Raw genomic sequence first — 17437 nt, 5'->3', positions numbered from 1 at the left:
CCTACTGTATCCCGCCGGAAATTTGTCTGTCGCCGATAAGGGAGAACATCACATGATCCCGCCACTCGCCGTTTATTTTCAGATATTCCCGCAAGAGACCTTCCCGCTGAAATCCGGCATTTTCGAGCAGCCGGATGCTTTTGAAGTTTTCTGGAATACAGGCTGCCTCAATGCGGTGCAACTGAAGTCCGTTGAAGATGTAGGGTATTACCAGTTTTAATGCGGCAGACATATGGCCGTGACCGGCGTGAGCCTCGCCCATCCAGTATCCGATCATGCAGCTCTGCGCAGCACCTCGGCGAATATAGCCGATGGTGATGCCGCCGATCAGAGTGCCGTCGGATAGGAAGAGTAGCAGTGAGACGGCGGTGCCGGAGGAAAATTCCTGCCCGTTGCGCGTTACGCGAACGCGAAACGCGCTTTCCGTCAGCTCATCAGCACGCCAGGTCGGTTCCCATGGCTGAAGAAAGCTGCGGCTTTCCGAGCGCAACCTCTGCCACTGCTTGTAATCGGAGTAACGCGGCAATCTCAAAAGATAATCCGCGTTTCTAAGTTCAGGCGTATCGCTGTTGCGGGAGAGAAAACGCAGCATCTAGTCGTCCAACACCATGCTGCGGATCTGTGCCTGCCGTCAGCCGTTTGCCGTTATTTTTATGGATGGCGTCACAGAAAGCTCCGCCGTGATATCGGAAAGCGGCGCGAGGTTTTCCAGCGGGCCGATTGCCGACAATGTCGGAACTTTATCGAAAAACAGGCGGCCTGCAAGATCGGTCAAACGTTCGCGGGTAATGTCGCCAAGACGTGTCATCATCTCGTCATTCGGGATGGGGCGTCCATAGAGCATCATCTGCCGCGCGATCTGTCCGGCACGCGCCGCCGGGCTTTCCTGACCCATCAGCAATTGCGCCCGGATTTGCGCCCGCGCACGGTCGATTTCTTCCTGATGGATCTCTTGCGAAGACTTGCGCAATTCATCGATGATGACCGGAACGAGTTCCGGCAGATCGTTGCTGCCGGTTGCGGCATGAATGCCGAAAATGCCGGTGTCGGAAAAGCCCCAATGGAAGGCATAGACCGAGTAGCAGAGGCCGCGATACTCGCGCACTTCCTGGAAGAGGCGCGAAGACATGCCGCCGCCCAGAATGTTGGCGAGGATTTGCGAACAGTAGAAATCGCGCGCGTGGTAGGCCTTGCCCTCGAAGCCGAGCAGAACCTGCGCATCCATCAGGTCGCGCGTCTCGCGAATTTCACCGCCGGTATAGATCGCTTTTTCCAGAACCGGCGTAGATGCCGGCTTTTGCGGAAGACTGGAGAAACGCTCTTCCACCTGTTTGACGAAGGTTTCGTGATCCACTGCACCTGCGGCAACCACAAAAATACGGTCCGTCGTATAGTTGCGGCCGAGATAGTGGCGAATCTGGTTCGTGGTGAAGGATTGCACCGTCTCCGGCGTGCCGAGGATAGGACGGCCAATCGTCTGGTCGCGATAGGCGACGCCTGAGAAATTGTCGAAGATAACGTCGTCCGGCGTATCGGTGGCGGCACCGATTTCCTGAAGAATGACGTTCTTTTCCCGCTCCAGCTCGCCCTCGTCGAAGGCGGATTCGGTGAGGATATCGGCAAGGATATCCACGGCCAGCGGCACGTGGTCCTTCAGCACGCGGGCGTAATAGGATGTCGTCTCGGTGGATGTCGCAGCGTTGACTTCGCCGCCGACATTCTCGATTTCCTCGGCAATCTGGCGGGCCGTGCGCCGCGCCGTGCCCTTGAAGGCCATGTGTTCGAGAAGATGCGCGATGCCGTGCTCGTCATCCGTCTCGTTGCGTGAACCTGACTTGATCCACACCCCGAGAGCGACACTTTCGAGGTGGGGCATTCTTTCGGTGACAACCGTCAACCCGGATGCAAGCCGAGTTACGTTTACATTCATTTTCACGTCTTTCCGCGTTGCTTAGTTCTTGGCGCGAGCATGGTTGCCGATGAATGTTTCCACGGCGTCCAGCTCTGCTTCCAGAACGTCGAAACGCTCCTCCCGGTTCATGAGATCAGCAAGCCATACTGGTAGGGCAGGATCGATTGCGCAAGCGGATTTTACAGCATCCGGGAATTTCGCCGGGTGGGCGGTGGACAATGTCACCATCGGCGTATTTGTTTTTTCATGCTTTTTCGCCACAAACAGGGCTGTCGCCGTGTGCGGATCGAGAAGATAACCGGTCTCAGCCAGCGTATCGCGGATGGTTGCGGCAACCTGTTTTTCGGTCGCGCGGCCCGCGCGGAAATCGCGCTTGATGAACTTCATCGCCGCTTCCGGAATATCGAAAGCACCAGATTGCTTGAGCCCGTCCATCGAACGCTTCACGGCATCCGAATCGCGCCCATAGGCTTCGAACAGAAGGCGTTCGAAGTTGGAGGAAATCTGGATGTCCATGGAAGGCGAGGTGGTGGCGTGGACGCCACGCATCTCGTAACGGCCCGTCTTCAGCGTGCGCGCCAGAATATCGTTGTCATTGGTCGCAATCACCAGCTTGTCGATAGGCAGGCCCATCTGCTTGGCCACGTAACCGGCAAAAATATCGCCGAAATTGCCCGTCGGTACGGTAAACGACACCTTGCGATCCGGCGCGCCCAGAGAAATGGCGGCGGTGAAATAATAGACCACCTGAGCCATGATACGGGCCCAGTTGATTGAGTTGACACCGGAAAGCTTCACGCCATCGCGGAACTTGCCATCGTTGAACATATCCTTGACGAGGTTCTGGCAGTCATCGAAATTGCCGTTGATGGCAAGCGCGTGAACGTTCGAGGCGGTCGAACTCGTCATCTGGCGCTGCTGGACCGGCGAAACCTTGCCGTGCGGAAAAAGAATGAAGATGTCGGTGCGGTCGCGCCCGGCAAAAGCGTCGATGGCAGCGCCACCCGTATCGCCCGATGTCGCGCCGACGATGGTGGCGCGCTCGCCGCGCTCAGCCAGCGAGTAGTCCATCAGGCGGGCCAGAAGCTGCATCGCAACATCTTTGAAGGCCAGCGTCGTGCCGTGGAAAAGCTCCAGAATGAAGGCGTTCGGGCCAGTCTGCACCAGCGGCACCACTGCCGGATGGCGGAAGGTGGCATAGGCATCATCGATCATCGAGCGGAAGGCATCAGCGGGAATTTCGCCGCCCGTGAAACGGTAGAGAACCTCGAAGGCGATTTCCTGATAGGTCTTGCCGCGAAGCGCACGGATTTCCTTTTTCTTCATGGTCGGCCATTCGCGGGGAACATAAAGTCCACCGTCACGCGCCAGACCCGCCAGAAGCGCGTCGCAAAAACCCAGCGATGGGGCGCTGCCCCTGGTCGATACATACTTCACGGAAACAGTCCTTCGTCGTCAGCAGCTATTGCTGAAAAAGCCGTGTTCGCAGCCAATTTGCAAAATTCAGGCAAATACGAACGCAACCAATCGATTTTTTCCAGCGTCGCTGCTATAGACCATCGCCGACAGGCATGAAAGGCCAATAAATGGCATCTCCGGTCCTGTCGCGGGATAGTTTTAAAGGGTGGAATAGAGTGACAGGGAATATTTTGCGTTTATCCGTCGCAGCATCGCTGCTGGCCGTGCTTGCGGGTTGCAATTCTTCCAATCCATCGGACAGTCTGGCGGTCAATCCTCCAGCGGCGCAAGCCAATGCGATCGCCCCCGTCGTTCAGGCCAATTGCCCGACCATCACCATTCTGGACGCCAATGCCGTCCACCGCGTCTATGCTGGCGGCAATGGCGATCCGAGCAAGCTCGTCTATCAGGCCTCCCTGTCAGACACCACGCGCTCCTGCAGCATGAGCGAATCTACGCTGACCGTGAACGTGCTGGCACAGGGCCGCATCGTTCCCGGCCCGCTTTCCAAGCCCGGTCGCGTTACGCTGCCAATCCGCGTGACGGTGAAGGACGGCGACGGCGAACTTTTCTCGCAGGTAACGAATTTCGCAGTCGATGTTCCGGCGGGCTCTGCCGGCACACAATTCATCTTCAACAACCCCAACGTCGCCATCCCCAACGCCCCGGGCGGCGCTTCCCGCCAGACCAATGTTTTCATCTCGTTCGATGAAAGCGGCGCGAAAGCTGCGGGCAAGAGGGGCCGTCGCGGCTGATTTTTGTCGAATGAGGGCGGCTGTTTTATAGATCAGCCGCCTTGCGCATCGCTTCGAAAAACTCAGGCGGTAGAACATCGACAGCAGGTCGCAGGCGATCGAGTTCTTCGTCGGTCATCTCCGGAAAATCGACGGCGTCCCAATCTGCCTTATCGTAACCATGTCCGACCTCGAACTCAGTCAGCTTTTCGGTCTTGGCCATGGAAGACTTTCTCTGTTCGTGGCGGGACGGAGCGCAACTCAGACGAGGCTGCCCCAATCCGCCAATGCGGCGATCGTTGCGGGCAGGTCTTGCATGCGGGAAATCACGGTTTCTGCGCCTGCATCCGTCAGCTTGTCGGCATGGCTGGGGTAGGTGTGGGAGGCGCCGGTGAAGCCGATGACGCGCATTCCGGCGGCTCTTGCGCCGGTGATGCCGTGGACGGAATCCTCCACCACGACGACCCGCTCGGGCGAGACGTTGAACTGCTTGGCGCCATGCAGGAACACGTCCGGCTTCGGCTTGACGCGGTCGGGGCCGAGGTCTTTGGCGGAATAGATATGGCTGTCGAAATAGGGCTTCAGGCCGACCTTGGTCAGCATCATGTCCAGGCGGTGGCTGGAGGAATTGGAGCAGATGCAGCGCTGCGTGGTGAGGCGGGAGAGGGCGAATTTGACGCCTTCAATGACCTTAACGTCACGCTCCAGCCGCGCATCGAGCAGCTTTTCGGATTTTTCAAGCAGCGTCGCGGAAAGCGGAATGCTGGCTTCGCGCTCGACTTCCAGCAGAATGTTCTTCCACGTCATGCCGGAGAAGCGCTCACCCATTTCCTCGACGGAAATCGGGTAGCCCGCATCCGTCAGCAGGCGGGATTCGACCTGCGCGGCGATGATTTCGGAATCGACCAGAACGCCGTCGCAGTCGAAAATGATGAGGTCGAAGCCGCTCATGGGCGCTCCTTGATGTCGATGGGAGAATTTGAGGTCGGGCGCTTTTAGCTCATGTGAGCCGCAAGCTCAACCGGCTGATATGCAGGGCAGACCTGATGAGCGACGCTATCGCTCGACAATTCGGCGGCCTCGTCCTATGTCAGGTCATGGCCAAAAATCCGAAAACAAAGCCCGACGACACCATTGCCGCCCGGATCAGCAAGGCGCTTGCAGAGCGCATCGTGCGCGGAGAGCTCGGTCCCGGGGAGAGGTTGCGGCAGGACCATATTGCGGATGAATTCGGCGCCTCCCATGTCCCTGTTCGTGAGGCATTCAGGCGTCTGGAGGCGCAGGGGCTGGCGGTCAACATTCCACGCCGGGGCGTTCGGGTTGCCGATTTCGGGCTGGCGGATGTGCGCGAGGTGGCGGAAATGCGTGCAGCGCTGGAAGTTCTGGCCCTGCGCCACGCCATTCCCAACATGACGGGCGCCATTCTCGATGAGGCCGAAGCGGCGACGCATGAGGGGGATCGCGCGCTCGATGTGCGCCATTGGGAGGAGGCCAACCGTCGTTTCCACCGTCTGATTACCGCGCCCTGCAACATGCCGCGTCTGATGGAGGCCATAGACGGCCTGCATTCCGCTAGCGCGCGCTTTCTCTTTTCCGCCTGGCGTGCCGGTTGGGAACGGCGCACCGATACCGACCACCGGGCAATCATAGATGCGCTGCGCGCGGGGCGGACAGAAGAAGCGATCCGAATACTGGACGGCCATGTGCAGTGGATCGGGCGAACCGCTATTCGCACCCCAGCGGGAGCGACCCGCGATGCTTTTGCCATTGTCGGATAAATTATAGATAATTTTATTGGATATTAAATAGTTGAATCGATTGCGATATTGATTCTTCTGTCCACATCGCGTGCGCTTTAGCGATTTAAAATTCTCCCTAAAGTCTGGACTCCCTCCAAATTCGCTTTATCAATATCGCTGTCTTGCAAAAATTATCTATAATTTGGAGATCGCGTAAAATGACGGTTCAGACTCAAACTACGTCCCAGCCCGGCTTCTTCGATATGGCGGCGAAATCTCACATCCAGCAGGCGATCTTCGTCGTGGTGGGCACACTCGTTCTTGCGCTGGCATCGAAAATCTCGGTGCCGATGGTGCCGGTGCCGATCACCATGCAAACCTTTGCCGTGACCATGATCGGCGCGCTTTACGGCTGGCGTCTCGGCACGCTGACGGTGCTGGCATGGCTGGGTGAGGCAATGATCGGTTTGCCCGTTCTGGCCGGAGCGTCGTCCGGTCTTGCGCCCTTTGTGGGACCGACTGCAGGATATCTGGTTTCCTTCCCCATCATGGCGGCCATGGTCGGCTTTACCATGGAAAAGGGCTTCGGCAAGAGCAACATCGTTGCCTGCTTCAGCCTTCACTTTGCTGCGAATGTTGTGGGCCTTGCCTTGGGCTGGGCATGGCTCGCGGGCCTCATCGGTGGGGAGAAGGCCTGGATCGCTGGCGTCGCCCCCTTCATTCTCGGTGCGGTACTGAAGTCGGCGCTGGCAGCGGCGGTTCTCAAGGCGCTTTTTGCCAAAACCGAAAGCAAATGACGATCCGCCTGAGGGGCCACCATCTGCTCTGCATGCTGACCTATATCGGCAAAGGCTACACGCCCGGCTTCACGATCAATTACGATCGTGTGGCCGAGCGGCTGAATAGCGGAGAGGAGATCGAAATCGTCTCAGGCCCGGACGATATCTGTGCGCCTTTGCTGACGGAGAAGAGTCCCCATTGCCATGGCGAGAGCGTAAACGAGCGAGATGCCGCCGCACTTGCCTCGGTCGGGCGTTTGCTCGGACGTGACCTCGTTCCCGGCAGCCGCATAAAACCGGACCTCGCTTACCTCGCCAAACAGCGGCACGCATTCGGTACGGGTACGTTGCGCATGGCATGCAGCGGCTGCGAATGGAGCAGCCTCTGCGATAAAGTCGCGGGTTCCGGCTTTCGTGGCGCGAAAATCGTCGGAGAAAACCGGGCAGAACTCATACCAAGGCTCCTATCATTGAGCCTCGGTGTTACTCAGTGACGTTCAATTCGGTTCGCTCCGATGCCGTCACCACGGCATTGACTTCCTTCGGGTCGCGTTGCGACTTCTTGTCGTAAGTCACCTTCACGGAGTAGTTTCCGGGATGCAGTGTTTCCTGATGCGAGGTGCCGTAGCGCCCGGAAATTTCCTTCTGCGTTCCCTGCAGATCCTTGGTAATTTCCATAATGTCGATACGGTCCGCATCCGGCGCGTTGACGGCCAGAACGCCTGCATCGAGATCGATGGTCAGATCGGTGCGTTGCCCCGCCTTGACGCTGAAAGGCTTCTCGACAGTTACTTTTCCAAGGCGAGCGCGCATGATGAAATCGCCTGCTGGCATCTGCATGATCTTGCCGGGGCCATAGGTGCCGGTAATCGTCTCGCGTGAGCCGTCCAGCGTTTCCTCGGTGGAAAGCGCTTCGAAGCGGATATTGTCGGTCTCGACCTTGCGACCGCCTTCCTTATAGACCGCATTCGTCACAACGACGCCACTCGGAATGATGAGATCGTGGCTAATCGTATCGCCAGCCTTCACGCTGATCGTCTCTTCCGCCCGCGCAGGGCCGATGCGGCCTTCGAGCTTCAGCTCCCCGGCTGGCACGTAAATGTCCTTTGGACCATAGACGCTGTCGCTGAAGCTGCCTTGCGTAACCGTAACGCGAGACTGCGGCTCCGGCTCCGGGCTGTCAGCACTGCGCTTGGGAATAATCGTCAACAGCGCCGCCTCGAAATCCGCTTTCAACTCGGCAACAGCGCCATCTTTCACCTCGAAGGGCATCTCGCGAGTGATGTTGCCAAGTGCGGCCACGGCAACATATTTGCCGGGCGCTATCTTTTCCTCGAACGTCGCATCATAAGCGCCGCCCACATTATCATCGCTCCGCCCGCCGGTGCTGTCGGCCTTGTAGAAATCCCAGCGAACCTTGTCGCTGTCTCCGAGAGATGGCCCGCCTTTGAACAGAACGGCATCTGTCCGCACGTTGACCTGCGGTTTTGGCGCCTGTGGAGCAGGCTGCTGAGAAAAAGCGGCGCTGGCATAGAGCGTCGTTACGATCATCAAGGCAATGCGCATTTTGTTTTAACCCCTGCACCCTTCACTGGCACCATAATACCCCAGTGCGGAAAATTCCTAAATCAAAACGTTAAAAACAATATCCGGTTCCACTCTCATGTTTTTTCGGTTTTTTCATACACTTGTTCAGCCTTTGATAACCATCTTCGGTAACCATAAGGGCAGTTCAGTTGAGTAAGCGTATGGAGCGAGTACCTATGGCATCAGTGTTTCCGCTGGCCGATTTTCGGCGTGCCGGTTTTGATCTTGCAGGTGAGAGCGATGCCTGGAAGGACAGCATCATCAAGGGTGACTGCGTTGCTGCTCTCGAAGCGCTTCCAAGCCAGTCTGTCGATGCAATCTTTGCCGATCCGCCGTACAATCTTCAACTCGGCGGTACGTTGCATCGCCCGGACCAGTCGCTGGTGGATGCGGTGGATGATGAGTGGGATCAGTTCGCCTCTTTCGAAGCCTATGATGCCTTTACCCGTGCATGGTTACTGGCCTGCCGCCGCGTGCTGAAGCCGAATGGCACGATCTGGGTCATCGGCTCCTATCACAACATTTATCGGGTAGGTTCCATTCTTCAGGACATGAATTTCTGGATTCTGAACGATATCGTCTGGCGCAAGACCAACCCGATGCCGAACTTCAAGGGTCGCCGTTTTCAGAATGCACATGAGACGATGATCTGGGCGAGCCGCGATGCGAAGGCCAAGAGCTACACCTTCAATTACGAAGCGATGAAGGCGTCTAACGACGACGTGCAGATGCGCTCCGACTGGCTGTTCCCGATTTGCAGCGGCCATGAGCGGCTGAAGGGCGAGGATGGCAAGAAGGTTCACCCGACGCAGAAGCCGGAAGCACTGCTGGCCCGCGTCATCATGGCATCCACCAAGCCGGGCGATGTCGTGCTCGACCCGTTCTTCGGCTCCGGCACCACGGGTGCGGTGGCAAAGCGTCTTGGCCGCCACTTTGTCGGCATCGAGCGCGAGCAGGATTATATCGATGCGGCGTCCGCCCGTATCGCCGCCGTCGAGCCGCTGGGCAAGGCGGAACTGACCGTCATGACCGGCAAGAAGGCCGAGCCGCGCGTTGCGTTCAACGTGCTGCTGGAAAGCGGGCTGGTGCGCCCGGGCCAGGTTCTGACGGATGCGAAGCGTCGTTATAGCGCCATCATTCGTGCCGATGGTACCATCGCTTCCGGCGGAGATGCCGGTTCCATTCATCGCCTCGGCGCGAAAGTGCAGGGTCTCGATGCATGTAACGGCTGGACGTTCTGGCACTACGAAGATGGGGAAACTCTCAAGCCCATCGATGATCTGAGAACCGTCATCCGCTCGGAGCTGGCAAAGGCCGAATAGTCTGCGATCCACCGCCTCGTGCTGTTTGCCAGATGCCTTATCCGGTTTTAGTACCTTCAGTCCCGGATGAGGAGTAACCAAGACCCGGCGTTCCCTGGACGCCGGGTCTTGGTGTATCTGCCTGCCCGCCGCCATTTGCCTTATTCCGGTCGAAACTAAAACCGGCAAAACGATTCTGTTTCAAAAGGCAATGCATTAATTTTAGCGAAATATTTCAATTGCATGACAAGTTTCGAGCAAGTAAGGCTGTTTAACAAGTTTTCCCAAGGGAAACATAGCAAGCCGCCGATGCATTGCTCCGATAAGCCTGAATGGCTTTGCCGGTAGACGATGCGGGAATAGAAAAAGACGGATGCTTACCCGGTGCTGAAAATTCAAAGATCTGGCCGCTTGCGGCTGGACTGGCGCAGGAAGGGGACCGCCATTCCCGCCTGCGCCAGGAATTCTCAGAGACACGTTTCCTTACTCACTCACCCTTACGGATCGTATAATCTCGCGGAATGCCCTGCGTGACGGTGAACCAGTGCGAGTTCTTCATGCGCTGCTGGTGAGCATCGAAGGACGCCTGATCCGAAAACACTTCCGAGACCAGATAGCGCCCCTCGTTTTCCTCGTCAGCGATGACGTCGAAGGAGAGGCACCCGGGCTCCGCTCGGGTCAGTTCGATATGTGTGGGAAGGGCCTCCGCCACTGCGGAGCGGCGGTCCTCCGGCACATCGATATGGCCGTTCAGGTAAATCTTCTGCTCAGCCATGTCTCAAACCCGGATACCATATCCTGCAAGATCCGCCGCCAGCCTCTCAGCGCCGGTGAAATGAACGGACTGCCAGCCAGCCGCTTTCGCGCCCTCCACATTGGGAAGCGAGTCATCGATGAATATGCTGGTTTCCGGGTCGAGACCGAACGTCTCGGCATGCAGCTTATAGATCGCCACGTCCGGCTTGATGAGGCCGACATCGCCGGAAACCGTCACGCCGCGGGAAAGGGTGAGGAAGGGATACATTTTCTGCGCTTCGCGGAACGTATCGGAGGCGAAGTTGGTCAGCATCGTCACGTCGTGCCCGCTGTCGATCAGCCCGGTCAGGATGGAGACTGAATCGTCATAAGCGTGAGACACCATTTCATGCCAGTGCAGCCGGAAGGCGCGGATATGCTTTTCTCTGTCCGGGTGGCTGGAAAGAAGCAGGGCTTCCGCATCTTCCCATGTGCGACCGCGGTCCTGCTCCAAATTCCAGTCATGCGTGCAGACGTTTTGAAAGAACCACGCGCGTTCGGTCTCATCTGGAATGAGGCGGCTGTAGGGAATATGCGGATCGTAATGGATAAGAACCTTACCGATGTCGAAAACGATGTGATTGATCTGGCTCATTAATTCTTCCTGCTTTTCTCGAATGCCAATGGAATAGCCTGCGAAATCGCCTTTTTCATCACCGTTGGCAGCGCTTGCGCATCAAGATTTGTGACCGGCTCCCACCATCCGTCATCCGTTTTCACATCATTTCCAACCTGTGCCCGGAAAACCGAAAGCCTCAGTTCGAAATGGGTGAAGACATGCACGATGCTGCCTGCCGCCTCCCAATCAGCCGCAAATGGGGCGTGCTCCTTGCCCGTGCCGCCATCGATCCGTGCTGTCCACGCCGTGGTCGGCACCTCCGTCATGCCTCCGAGCAGGCCGCTCTCGATACGCCGCCGCAGCAGAATTTCGCCATCGGCATTGACCGCGACGAAGGCCGCACCAAGTCGCACCGGCTTGTCCTTTTTCTTGGCCTTGACGGGAAATCGCTCTGGCTCATCCTTGGCAAGCGCCAGACAGTGGCTGTTATAGGGACAGAGCGCGCAGGCGGGGCGCTTCGGCGTGCAGATGGTGGCGCCGAGGTCCATCATGGCCTGGGCAAAATCACCCGGCCTGTCCGCAGGCGTAATCTCCGCGACCTTCGCCTTCATCAGAGGTTTGGAGCCGGGCAGGGGTTCGCCGATCAGAAACAGGCGCGAAATCACGCGCTCGACATTGCCATCCATAACCGCTGCCTGACGGTTGAACGCAATCGCCGCAACCGCCGCCGCCGTATAATCGCCGATGCCGGGCAGCTTTTTCAGCCCTTCTTCCGTGTCCGGGAAGACCCCGTCATAATCTGCCGCCACCGCTTCGGCACATTTTTTCAGGTTGCGCGCGCGGGCATAGTAACCAAGCCCTGCCCATGCCGCCATCACATCGTCCGTCGGTGCGGCAGCCAGATCTTTCACGGTCGGCCAAAGGGCCAGAAACTTCGCAAAATAAGGCTTCACCGCCTGAACGGTCGTCTGTTGCAGCATAACTTCAGACAGCCACACATGGTACGGATTGGCCCGCAAACCTTTCGCCGCCATCGGTGGAGACGTCCGCCAGGGCAGGTCGCGGTGGTGGCGGTCGTACCATGCCAGCAGCATCTGCGCATAAGGCGGCTGATCGATTTTATGAAGCATAGTTTGCGGTCTGTCTCCGGTTCGTCCTATACTTGGTCTATCCGTTTCGCCCGATCAAGCCACGAGTTCAGAGTTGAAAAAAAGTCAGCCCCGCAAAGGTGTCATTCAGATTGCCGAAGTCGCAAACGGCATCATCGATCCGGTTCTCGCAAAGAGAGCTGGAATCAGCACATCTCTGCTCGGTTCGTGGGATGAAATTGCAGGCGAGGATTTTGCCGATTGCACGAGGCCGGAAAAGATCACATGGCCGCGCCGCGATGAGGGGCCGGATCGCGGTGGTTACCAGCCGGGCGTCCTGACCATTGCATGCGAGGGCGCGCGCGCGCTGTTTCTTACGCATGCTCAGGGTGAGCTGATTGCCCGAATAAACGGCTTTTTCGGCTTTCCCGCCGTGCGCCAGATCAGGATCGTGCAGAAGCCGGTATCGACGGCCTCCACCCGCCGCCGCAAGCCGCAGCCCCTGCGCGGAGACGCGGCAAAGCGGCTGGACGACATGATGGAAGGCATTGAAAGCGATGCCTTGCGCAAGGCGGTGGAGCGGCTGGGAACGGCGGTTTTGCAGAAGCGACAAAAAGGCCGCACTATCTGAAAAAGGCTTAATGTTTCAACAGTCCTTGACTGGTCACAATTCTTTGACAAGAACAACTGCAATGGCGCCTTGTTAGAAACAATGCCGCGCTATATCGGAATCGTAGACATTTCTCGTCTTTCACAAACAGGTGCTTTCATGCATTTTCCAGAACTGAACATGACCCGCCGTGGCCTTCTTGGCTCTGTCGCAATGGCGTCCGCTGCCGCAACGCTGCCTGTTGCAGCCGGCACCGCTTTCGCGGTGGACCTTCCGGAATCTTCCGGCAATGTGGATATGGCCGAAGTGCTGAAGCCGGGCCCTCTGCCCGAGCGCGCGCTGGGTGATGCGAACGCACCCGTCAAGATCGTCGAATATATGTCGATGACCTGCCCGCACTGCGCGCATTTCCACAACACCACGTTTGAAGAGATCAAGAAGAAGTACATCGATACGGGCAAGGCCTACTTCGTCATCCGCGAGTTCCCGTTCGATCCGCGCGCCGCAGCCGCCTTCATGCTGGCCCGTTGCGCACCGGAGCAGCAGTATTTCCCGTTCGTTTCCATGCTGTTCAAGCAGCAGCAAAGCTGGGCAACCGCGCAGGATGCCCGTGCAGCCCTGCTGCAAATGTCGAAAATGGCCGGTTTTTCACAGGAGAGCTTCGAGGCCTGCTTGACGAACCAGAAGCTTCTGGATGATGTGAACGCAACGATGCAGCGCGGCGCCACGGAATTCGGTGTCAATTCCACGCCGACCTTCATCATCAACGGCAAGAAGTATTCTGGAGACATGTCGGTTGAATCCATGTCGGCTCTTATCGACAGCCTTCTCTGAACCGTATCGTCTTGATGTGACGGGCGGCCCTAATCGGCTGCCCTCATTCCTGTTCCCCGGATCAAGTCCGAGGATGTCACGGGAATCCAATGCGCCCAAGTTTTTGGGCGCGGGAGAGTCATCCACGGCGCAGACGCGCCGTGGCTGGATTCCTGTGACAAGCACAGGAATGAGGGCGGTGGAGATCGCTATCCTCGCCTTCGTCTCTGTATTCTTCTGGACAAGACAAACCGAGGCAGCAGCATGAAGTTCAACAAGCTGCGCCTGCTGGGCTTCAAATCCTTTGTCGAACCTTCCGAATTCATCATCGAGCCGGGCCTGACCGGCGTCGTCGGCCCCAATGGCTGCGGCAAGTCCAATCTGGTCGAAGCGCTTCGCTGGGTGATGGGCGAGAATTCCTACAAGAACATGCGCGCATCCGGCATGGATGACGTGATCTTTTCCGGTTCCGGCAATCGCCCCGCCCGCAACACCGCTGAAGTCGGGCTTTACCTCGACAATTCCGACCGCACGGCCCCCGCCGCCTTCAACGATGCCGACGAAATTCAGGTCACGCGCCGCATCGAACGTGAGAACGGCTCCGTCTACCGCATCAATGGCAAGGAAGCTCGTGCCAAGGATGTGCAGCTTCTGTTTGCAGATGCCTCCACCGGCGCACGTTCGCCTTCCATGGTGGGGCAGGGGCGTATCGGTGAACTGATCAATGCCAAGCCGCAGGCGCGGAGGCAACTGCTGGAAGAGGCCGCAGGCATTTCCGGTCTTCATTCGCGCCGCCACGAAGCGGAATTGCGCCTGCGTGCTGCCGAAACCAATCTTGAACGGCTGGAAGATGTCACGGCACAGCTGGAAAGCCAGATCGAAAGCCTGAAACGGCAGGCACGGCAGGCCAACCGCTTCAAGATGCTGTCTGCGGATATCCGCGCACGCGAAGCCACGCTTCTTCATATTCGCTGGGTCGAATCGAGCCAGGCCGAGCGCGAGGCGGATAGCGCGCTGAACCAGGCCACCAATCTCGTTGCCGAAAAGGCGCAGCGGCAGATGGAAGCTGCAAAGGAGCAAGGCGTTGCCAGCTTCAAGCTGCCCGAACTGCGCGAGAATGAAGCGAAGGTTGCCGCCGCTCTGCAACGTCTGCAAATTGCCCGCACACAGCTGGATGACGAGGCAAACCGTCTGTCGCGCCGCCGCGATGAGCTCGCCCGCCGCCTGTCGCAGCTTGGCGAGGATATTCAGCGCGAAGAGCGGATGGTTTCGGACAATGCCGAAATTCTCGCTCGCCTCGATTCTGAAGAAGCCGAGCTTCTGGAAATCTTGTCGGATTCGGGCCGCTATTCCGAAGAAACGCACGAGGCCTTCGAGGAAGCCACCGCCAAGCTCGCGGAAAGCGAACGCCTGTTTACCGCGCTGACGGCGGAGCGCGCGGAAGCCGCAGCTTCCCGCGCCCAGCTGGAGCGCGCCATCCGCGAGCTTTCCGACCGCAAGATGCGGCTCGAACGGCAATCGGCTGACGCGACCTCCGAGATCGAGTCCATCGATGAGAAGCTGGGCGAACTGCCCGATCCCGCCGAAAAACGGGAAAGCGTCGAGGCGGCGGAAATGGCCGTCGAGGATGCGCTGATCGCGGTCGAGGAAGCGGAGACGGCGGTTGCGCAGGCCCGCTCTGCCGAAGCTCTGGCGCGCGGACCTGTCGATCTTGCCCGCAACCGTTTGAATGCGCTGGAAACCGAGGCCCGCACCATCTCGAAAATGCTGGCAGCGGGCGCCGCATCCGGTTCCTTCACACCTGTCGCGGAACAGTTGAAGGTGGATCGCGGCTTTGAGGCAGCGCTTGGTGCCGCCCTTGGTGACGATCTGGAAAGCCCGCTCGATAGCGCTGCTCCCGCTTACTGGACGCAGAATGGCGATGGCGTGGATGATCCGGAGCTGCCGCAAGGCACTACATCCCTCTCTTCTCACGTCTCTGGCCCGGACGCGCTCAAGCGCAATCTCCGCCAGATCGGAATAGTCGCCAGCGCGGCAGAGGCGCAGCGCCTGATGCCATCCCTGAAGCCGGGCCAGCGCCTCGTCACGAAAGACGGCGCGCTGTTTCGCTGGGATGGCCACATTACCAGTGCCGATGCACCCGGCAGTGCCGCGCTACGGCTTGCGCAGAAAAACCGCCTTGCCGAGCTGGAAAGTGAAGTCGAGGAGGCGCGCTTTGCTTTGGAGGCGGCGGAAGAGCAGCTCTCCGCAAGCGCCGAGGACATTCGTCTGGCGGATACAGGCCTGAATGAGGCGCGCGAACGCAGCCGTCTTGCAGCACGTCAACTGACTGAAGCGCGCGACGCGCTTTCCATGGCCGAGCGCGCGTCGGGCGATCTGCTGCGCCGTCGCGATGTCGTTTCGGAAGCGCTGAACCAGATCGGCAGCCAGATCGAAGAGATCGCCGTTCAGGAAGAAAATGCCCGCATCGAGCTGGAGGATGCCGCCGATCTTTCAAGGCTGGATGAGCGACTGCGCGACAGCCAGCTTGAGGTCGCAACGGATCGCAGCCTTCTGGCAGAGGCGCGTGCCCGCCATGAGGGGCTGAACCGCGAAGCGGAGACGCGCCAGCGCCGCATCAACGCCATCGCGCAGGAGCGCTCCACATGGGCCGCGCGCGTCGCCAGCGCCGCCGACCACATTTCCACGCTGCGCGAGCGCGAAGAGGAAGCGCGCGATGAGTTGGCGGAACTGGATATCGCGCCGGAAGAATTCGATGAGAAGCGTCGCAATCTCTTGAACGAATTGCAGAAGATGGAAGAGGCTCGCCGCGCCGCCGCCGACCGACTGGTGGAAGCGGAAAATCTTCAGCGCGAAGCTGATAAAAGTGCGGCCACCGCGCTTTCCGAACTGGCGGAAGCGCGCGAGAAGCGCGGTCGCGCCGAAGAGCGTCTGGTTTCGGCCCGAGAGAAGCGGCAGGAAAGCGAACACCGTATCCGCGAGACACTGAATGTCGAGCCGCATATGGCGTTCCGCCTCACCGGGCTTGCCGCAGAGGCTGCTTTGCCGGAAGTGCGCGATGTAGAGCGCGATCTGGATCGCCTGAAGATCGAGCGCGAACGTCTGGGCGCCGTCAATCTGCGCGCCGATGAGGAGCAGGCGGAGCTTTCGGCCAAGCTTGCCGCGCTGATAAAGGAGCGCGACGATATTATCGATGCCGTGCGCAAACTGCGCGCCGGTATCCAGAACCTCAACCGCGAAGGCCGCGAGCGTCTGGTCGCCGCTTTCGATGTGGTCAACACACAGTTTCAGCGCCTGTTCACCCATCTTTTCGGCGGTGGCACGGCGGAACTGCAACTGATCGAATCCGACGACCCGCTGGAAGCTGGCCTCGAAATCCTTGCCCGCCCGCCGGGCAAGAAGCCGCAGACCATGACGCTGCTTTCCGGCGGCGAACAGGCGCTGACGGCCATGGCGCTGATCTTTGCCGTTTTCCTCACCAACCCGGCCCCCATCTGCGTGCTGGACGAAGTGGACGCTCCGCTGGACGACCACAATGTGGAGCGTTACTGCAACCTGATGGACGAAATGGTGGCCTCCACCCAAACCCGCTTCGTCATCATCACCCACAACCCCATCACCATGGCCCGCATGAACCGCCTCTTCGGCGTGACCATGGCGGAGCAGGGCGTGTCGCAACTTGTCTCCGTGGATTTGCAAATGGCGGAGAAGCTTGCTGAGGCGGTGTGACCGTTTGATCGGGAAGGTCGTTTCGCATGGAATACGAGCGTAAATTGCAATGCATTCATGCATAAATTCTTGTGCGGAAAGCCGGAGCGTCGCTATCCAGCCATCATATTTGAATTTTAGAATATTGAATATATTGCCTTATCGCCTGATCATCGGCTCGATTAACCTTGCGGAAATGAGTTCACGCTAACGTCCGATTGATATCCGCTTCATGAAGAAGTCATTCCATTTCTGGTGGCACGATGCCAGTCGCCGACCCCTGTCGGCGCCATAATGTGTTCAGCCGGATTGTCTGAAGCGTTTATTCGAGGGGTTTCAAGCTCTGGCACATTA

The 17437-nt window shown here is 58.5% G+C and carries 16 protein-coding genes and 1 pseudogene; 8 read left to right on the top strand and 9 right to left on the bottom strand.

Features of this window, described 5'->3' with window-relative positions; all coding sequences use genetic code 11:
• Position 1 precedes the first annotated feature (1 nt).
• Genes CFBP5473_RS11725 through thrC form a run of 3 tightly spaced genes read right to left on the bottom strand, consistent with a single transcriptional unit; the run spans position 2 to position 3349 of the window.
• Positions 2 to 592 carry a GNAT family N-acetyltransferase gene (locus CFBP5473_RS11725; protein WP_027675696.1) on the bottom strand — a complete coding sequence of 197 codons (591 nt, stop codon included), beginning with the start codon at positions 590 to 592 and terminating at the stop codon, positions 2 to 4.
• A 39-nt stretch (positions 593 to 631) separates the two neighbouring features.
• Positions 632 to 1930 (bottom strand): M16 family metallopeptidase, encoded by a 1299-nt coding sequence (locus CFBP5473_RS11720; RefSeq protein ID WP_027675695.1) that lies wholly within the window; start codon positions 1928 to 1930, stop codon positions 632 to 634.
• Between the two features lie 21 nt (positions 1931 to 1951).
• Positions 1952 to 3349, bottom strand: coding sequence for a threonine synthase (gene thrC / locus CFBP5473_RS11715; protein WP_027675694.1), 1398 nt, complete (start codon positions 3347 to 3349; stop codon positions 1952 to 1954).
• 197 nt (positions 3350 to 3546) lie between these two features.
• Between thrC and CFBP5473_RS11710 the strand changes: the two genes are divergently transcribed.
• A complete protein-coding gene (locus CFBP5473_RS11710) occupies positions 3547 to 4125 on the top strand; it encodes a hypothetical protein (RefSeq protein ID WP_027675693.1) in 579 nt (192 codons plus the stop codon).
• 40 nt (positions 4126 to 4165) lie between these two features.
• Here CFBP5473_RS11710 and CFBP5473_RS25070 read toward each other — a convergent pair.
• Both CFBP5473_RS25070 and CFBP5473_RS11705 read right to left on the bottom strand, forming a co-directional pair.
• Positions 4166 to 4327, bottom strand: a pseudogene (locus CFBP5473_RS25070) (BrnA antitoxin family protein); the annotation flags it as partial.
• A 38-nt stretch (positions 4328 to 4365) separates the two neighbouring features.
• Positions 4366 to 5055: an HAD family hydrolase gene (locus tag CFBP5473_RS11705; RefSeq protein ID WP_027675692.1), complete on the bottom strand. Its 690-nt coding sequence runs from the start codon at positions 5053 to 5055 to the stop codon at positions 4366 to 4368.
• A 146-nt stretch (positions 5056 to 5201) separates the two neighbouring features.
• Between CFBP5473_RS11705 and CFBP5473_RS11700 the strand changes: the two genes are divergently transcribed.
• The 3 genes from CFBP5473_RS11700 to CFBP5473_RS11690 all read left to right on the top strand — a co-directional run bounded on the left by CFBP5473_RS11700 (position 5202) and on the right by CFBP5473_RS11690 (position 7116).
• Entirely contained in the window at positions 5202 to 5882 is a 681-nt protein-coding gene (locus CFBP5473_RS11700; protein WP_027675691.1) for a GntR family transcriptional regulator, read from the top strand.
• A 179-nt stretch (positions 5883 to 6061) separates the two neighbouring features.
• Positions 6062 to 6640: a biotin transporter BioY gene (locus tag CFBP5473_RS11695; protein WP_027675690.1), complete on the top strand. Its 579-nt coding sequence runs from the start codon at positions 6062 to 6064 to the stop codon at positions 6638 to 6640.
• A complete protein-coding gene (locus CFBP5473_RS11690; RefSeq protein WP_027675689.1) occupies positions 6637 to 7116 on the top strand; it encodes a DUF1284 domain-containing protein in 480 nt (159 codons plus the stop codon). Before CFBP5473_RS11695 ends, CFBP5473_RS11690 begins: the two co-directional genes overlap by 4 nt.
• Here CFBP5473_RS11690 and CFBP5473_RS11685 read toward each other — a convergent pair.
• Positions 7106 to 8173, bottom strand: a complete 1068-nt coding sequence (locus CFBP5473_RS11685) for a hypothetical protein (protein WP_106389407.1) — start codon at positions 8171 to 8173, stop codon at positions 7106 to 7108. The genes CFBP5473_RS11690 and CFBP5473_RS11685 overlap by 11 nt on opposite strands.
• A 212-nt stretch (positions 8174 to 8385) precedes the next feature.
• On the opposite strand from CFBP5473_RS11685, the gene CFBP5473_RS11680 reads away from it, so the two are divergent.
• Positions 8386 to 9531: a site-specific DNA-methyltransferase gene (locus CFBP5473_RS11680; protein ID WP_027675687.1), complete on the top strand. Its 1146-nt coding sequence runs from the start codon at positions 8386 to 8388 to the stop codon at positions 9529 to 9531.
• Positions 9532 to 9997: 466 nt separating this feature from the next.
• Here the strand turns inward: CFBP5473_RS11680 and CFBP5473_RS11675 are convergent, their stop codons facing one another.
• From CFBP5473_RS11675 to mutY, 3 genes are read right to left on the bottom strand one after another with little or no spacing between them, the layout of a single operon-like run.
• Positions 9998 to 10285 (bottom strand): putative quinol monooxygenase, encoded by a 288-nt coding sequence (locus CFBP5473_RS11675; protein ID WP_027675686.1) that lies wholly within the window; start codon positions 10283 to 10285, stop codon positions 9998 to 10000.
• A gap of 3 nt (positions 10286 to 10288) precedes the next feature.
• On the bottom strand, positions 10289 to 10900 hold the full coding sequence (locus CFBP5473_RS11670) for an HAD family hydrolase (protein WP_027675685.1): 612 nt from the start codon (positions 10898 to 10900) through the stop codon (positions 10289 to 10291).
• Positions 10900 to 11994 (bottom strand): A/G-specific adenine glycosylase, encoded by a 1095-nt coding sequence (gene mutY / locus CFBP5473_RS11665; protein ID WP_027675684.1) that lies wholly within the window; start codon positions 11992 to 11994, stop codon positions 10900 to 10902. The genes CFBP5473_RS11670 and mutY overlap by 1 nt, the downstream gene beginning before the upstream one ends.
• Positions 11995 to 12067: 73 nt before the next feature.
• Between mutY and CFBP5473_RS11660 the strand changes: the two genes are divergently transcribed.
• The 3 genes from CFBP5473_RS11660 (at position 12068) to smc (ending at position 17104) form a co-directional block, all read left to right on the top strand.
• Positions 12068 to 12583: a DUF721 domain-containing protein gene (locus tag CFBP5473_RS11660; protein WP_027675683.1), complete on the top strand. Its 516-nt coding sequence runs from the start codon at positions 12068 to 12070 to the stop codon at positions 12581 to 12583.
• 138 nt (positions 12584 to 12721) lie between these two features.
• On the top strand, positions 12722 to 13396 hold the full coding sequence (locus CFBP5473_RS11655; protein ID WP_027675682.1) for a DsbA family protein: 675 nt from the start codon (positions 12722 to 12724) through the stop codon (positions 13394 to 13396).
• A 243-nt stretch (positions 13397 to 13639) separates the two neighbouring features.
• Positions 13640 to 17104 (top strand): chromosome segregation protein SMC, encoded by a 3465-nt coding sequence (gene smc / locus CFBP5473_RS11650; RefSeq protein ID WP_027675681.1) that lies wholly within the window; start codon positions 13640 to 13642, stop codon positions 17102 to 17104.
• Positions 17105 to 17437: the final 333 nt, after the last annotated feature.

It is taken from the genome of Agrobacterium larrymoorei, from assembly GCF_005145045.1.
GTDB classification, from domain to species: domain Bacteria; phylum Pseudomonadota; class Alphaproteobacteria; order Rhizobiales; family Rhizobiaceae; genus Agrobacterium; species Agrobacterium larrymoorei.
The sequence above is the reverse complement of the archived record's forward strand: the minus strand, read 5'-3'. Positions and strand labels throughout refer to the sequence as shown.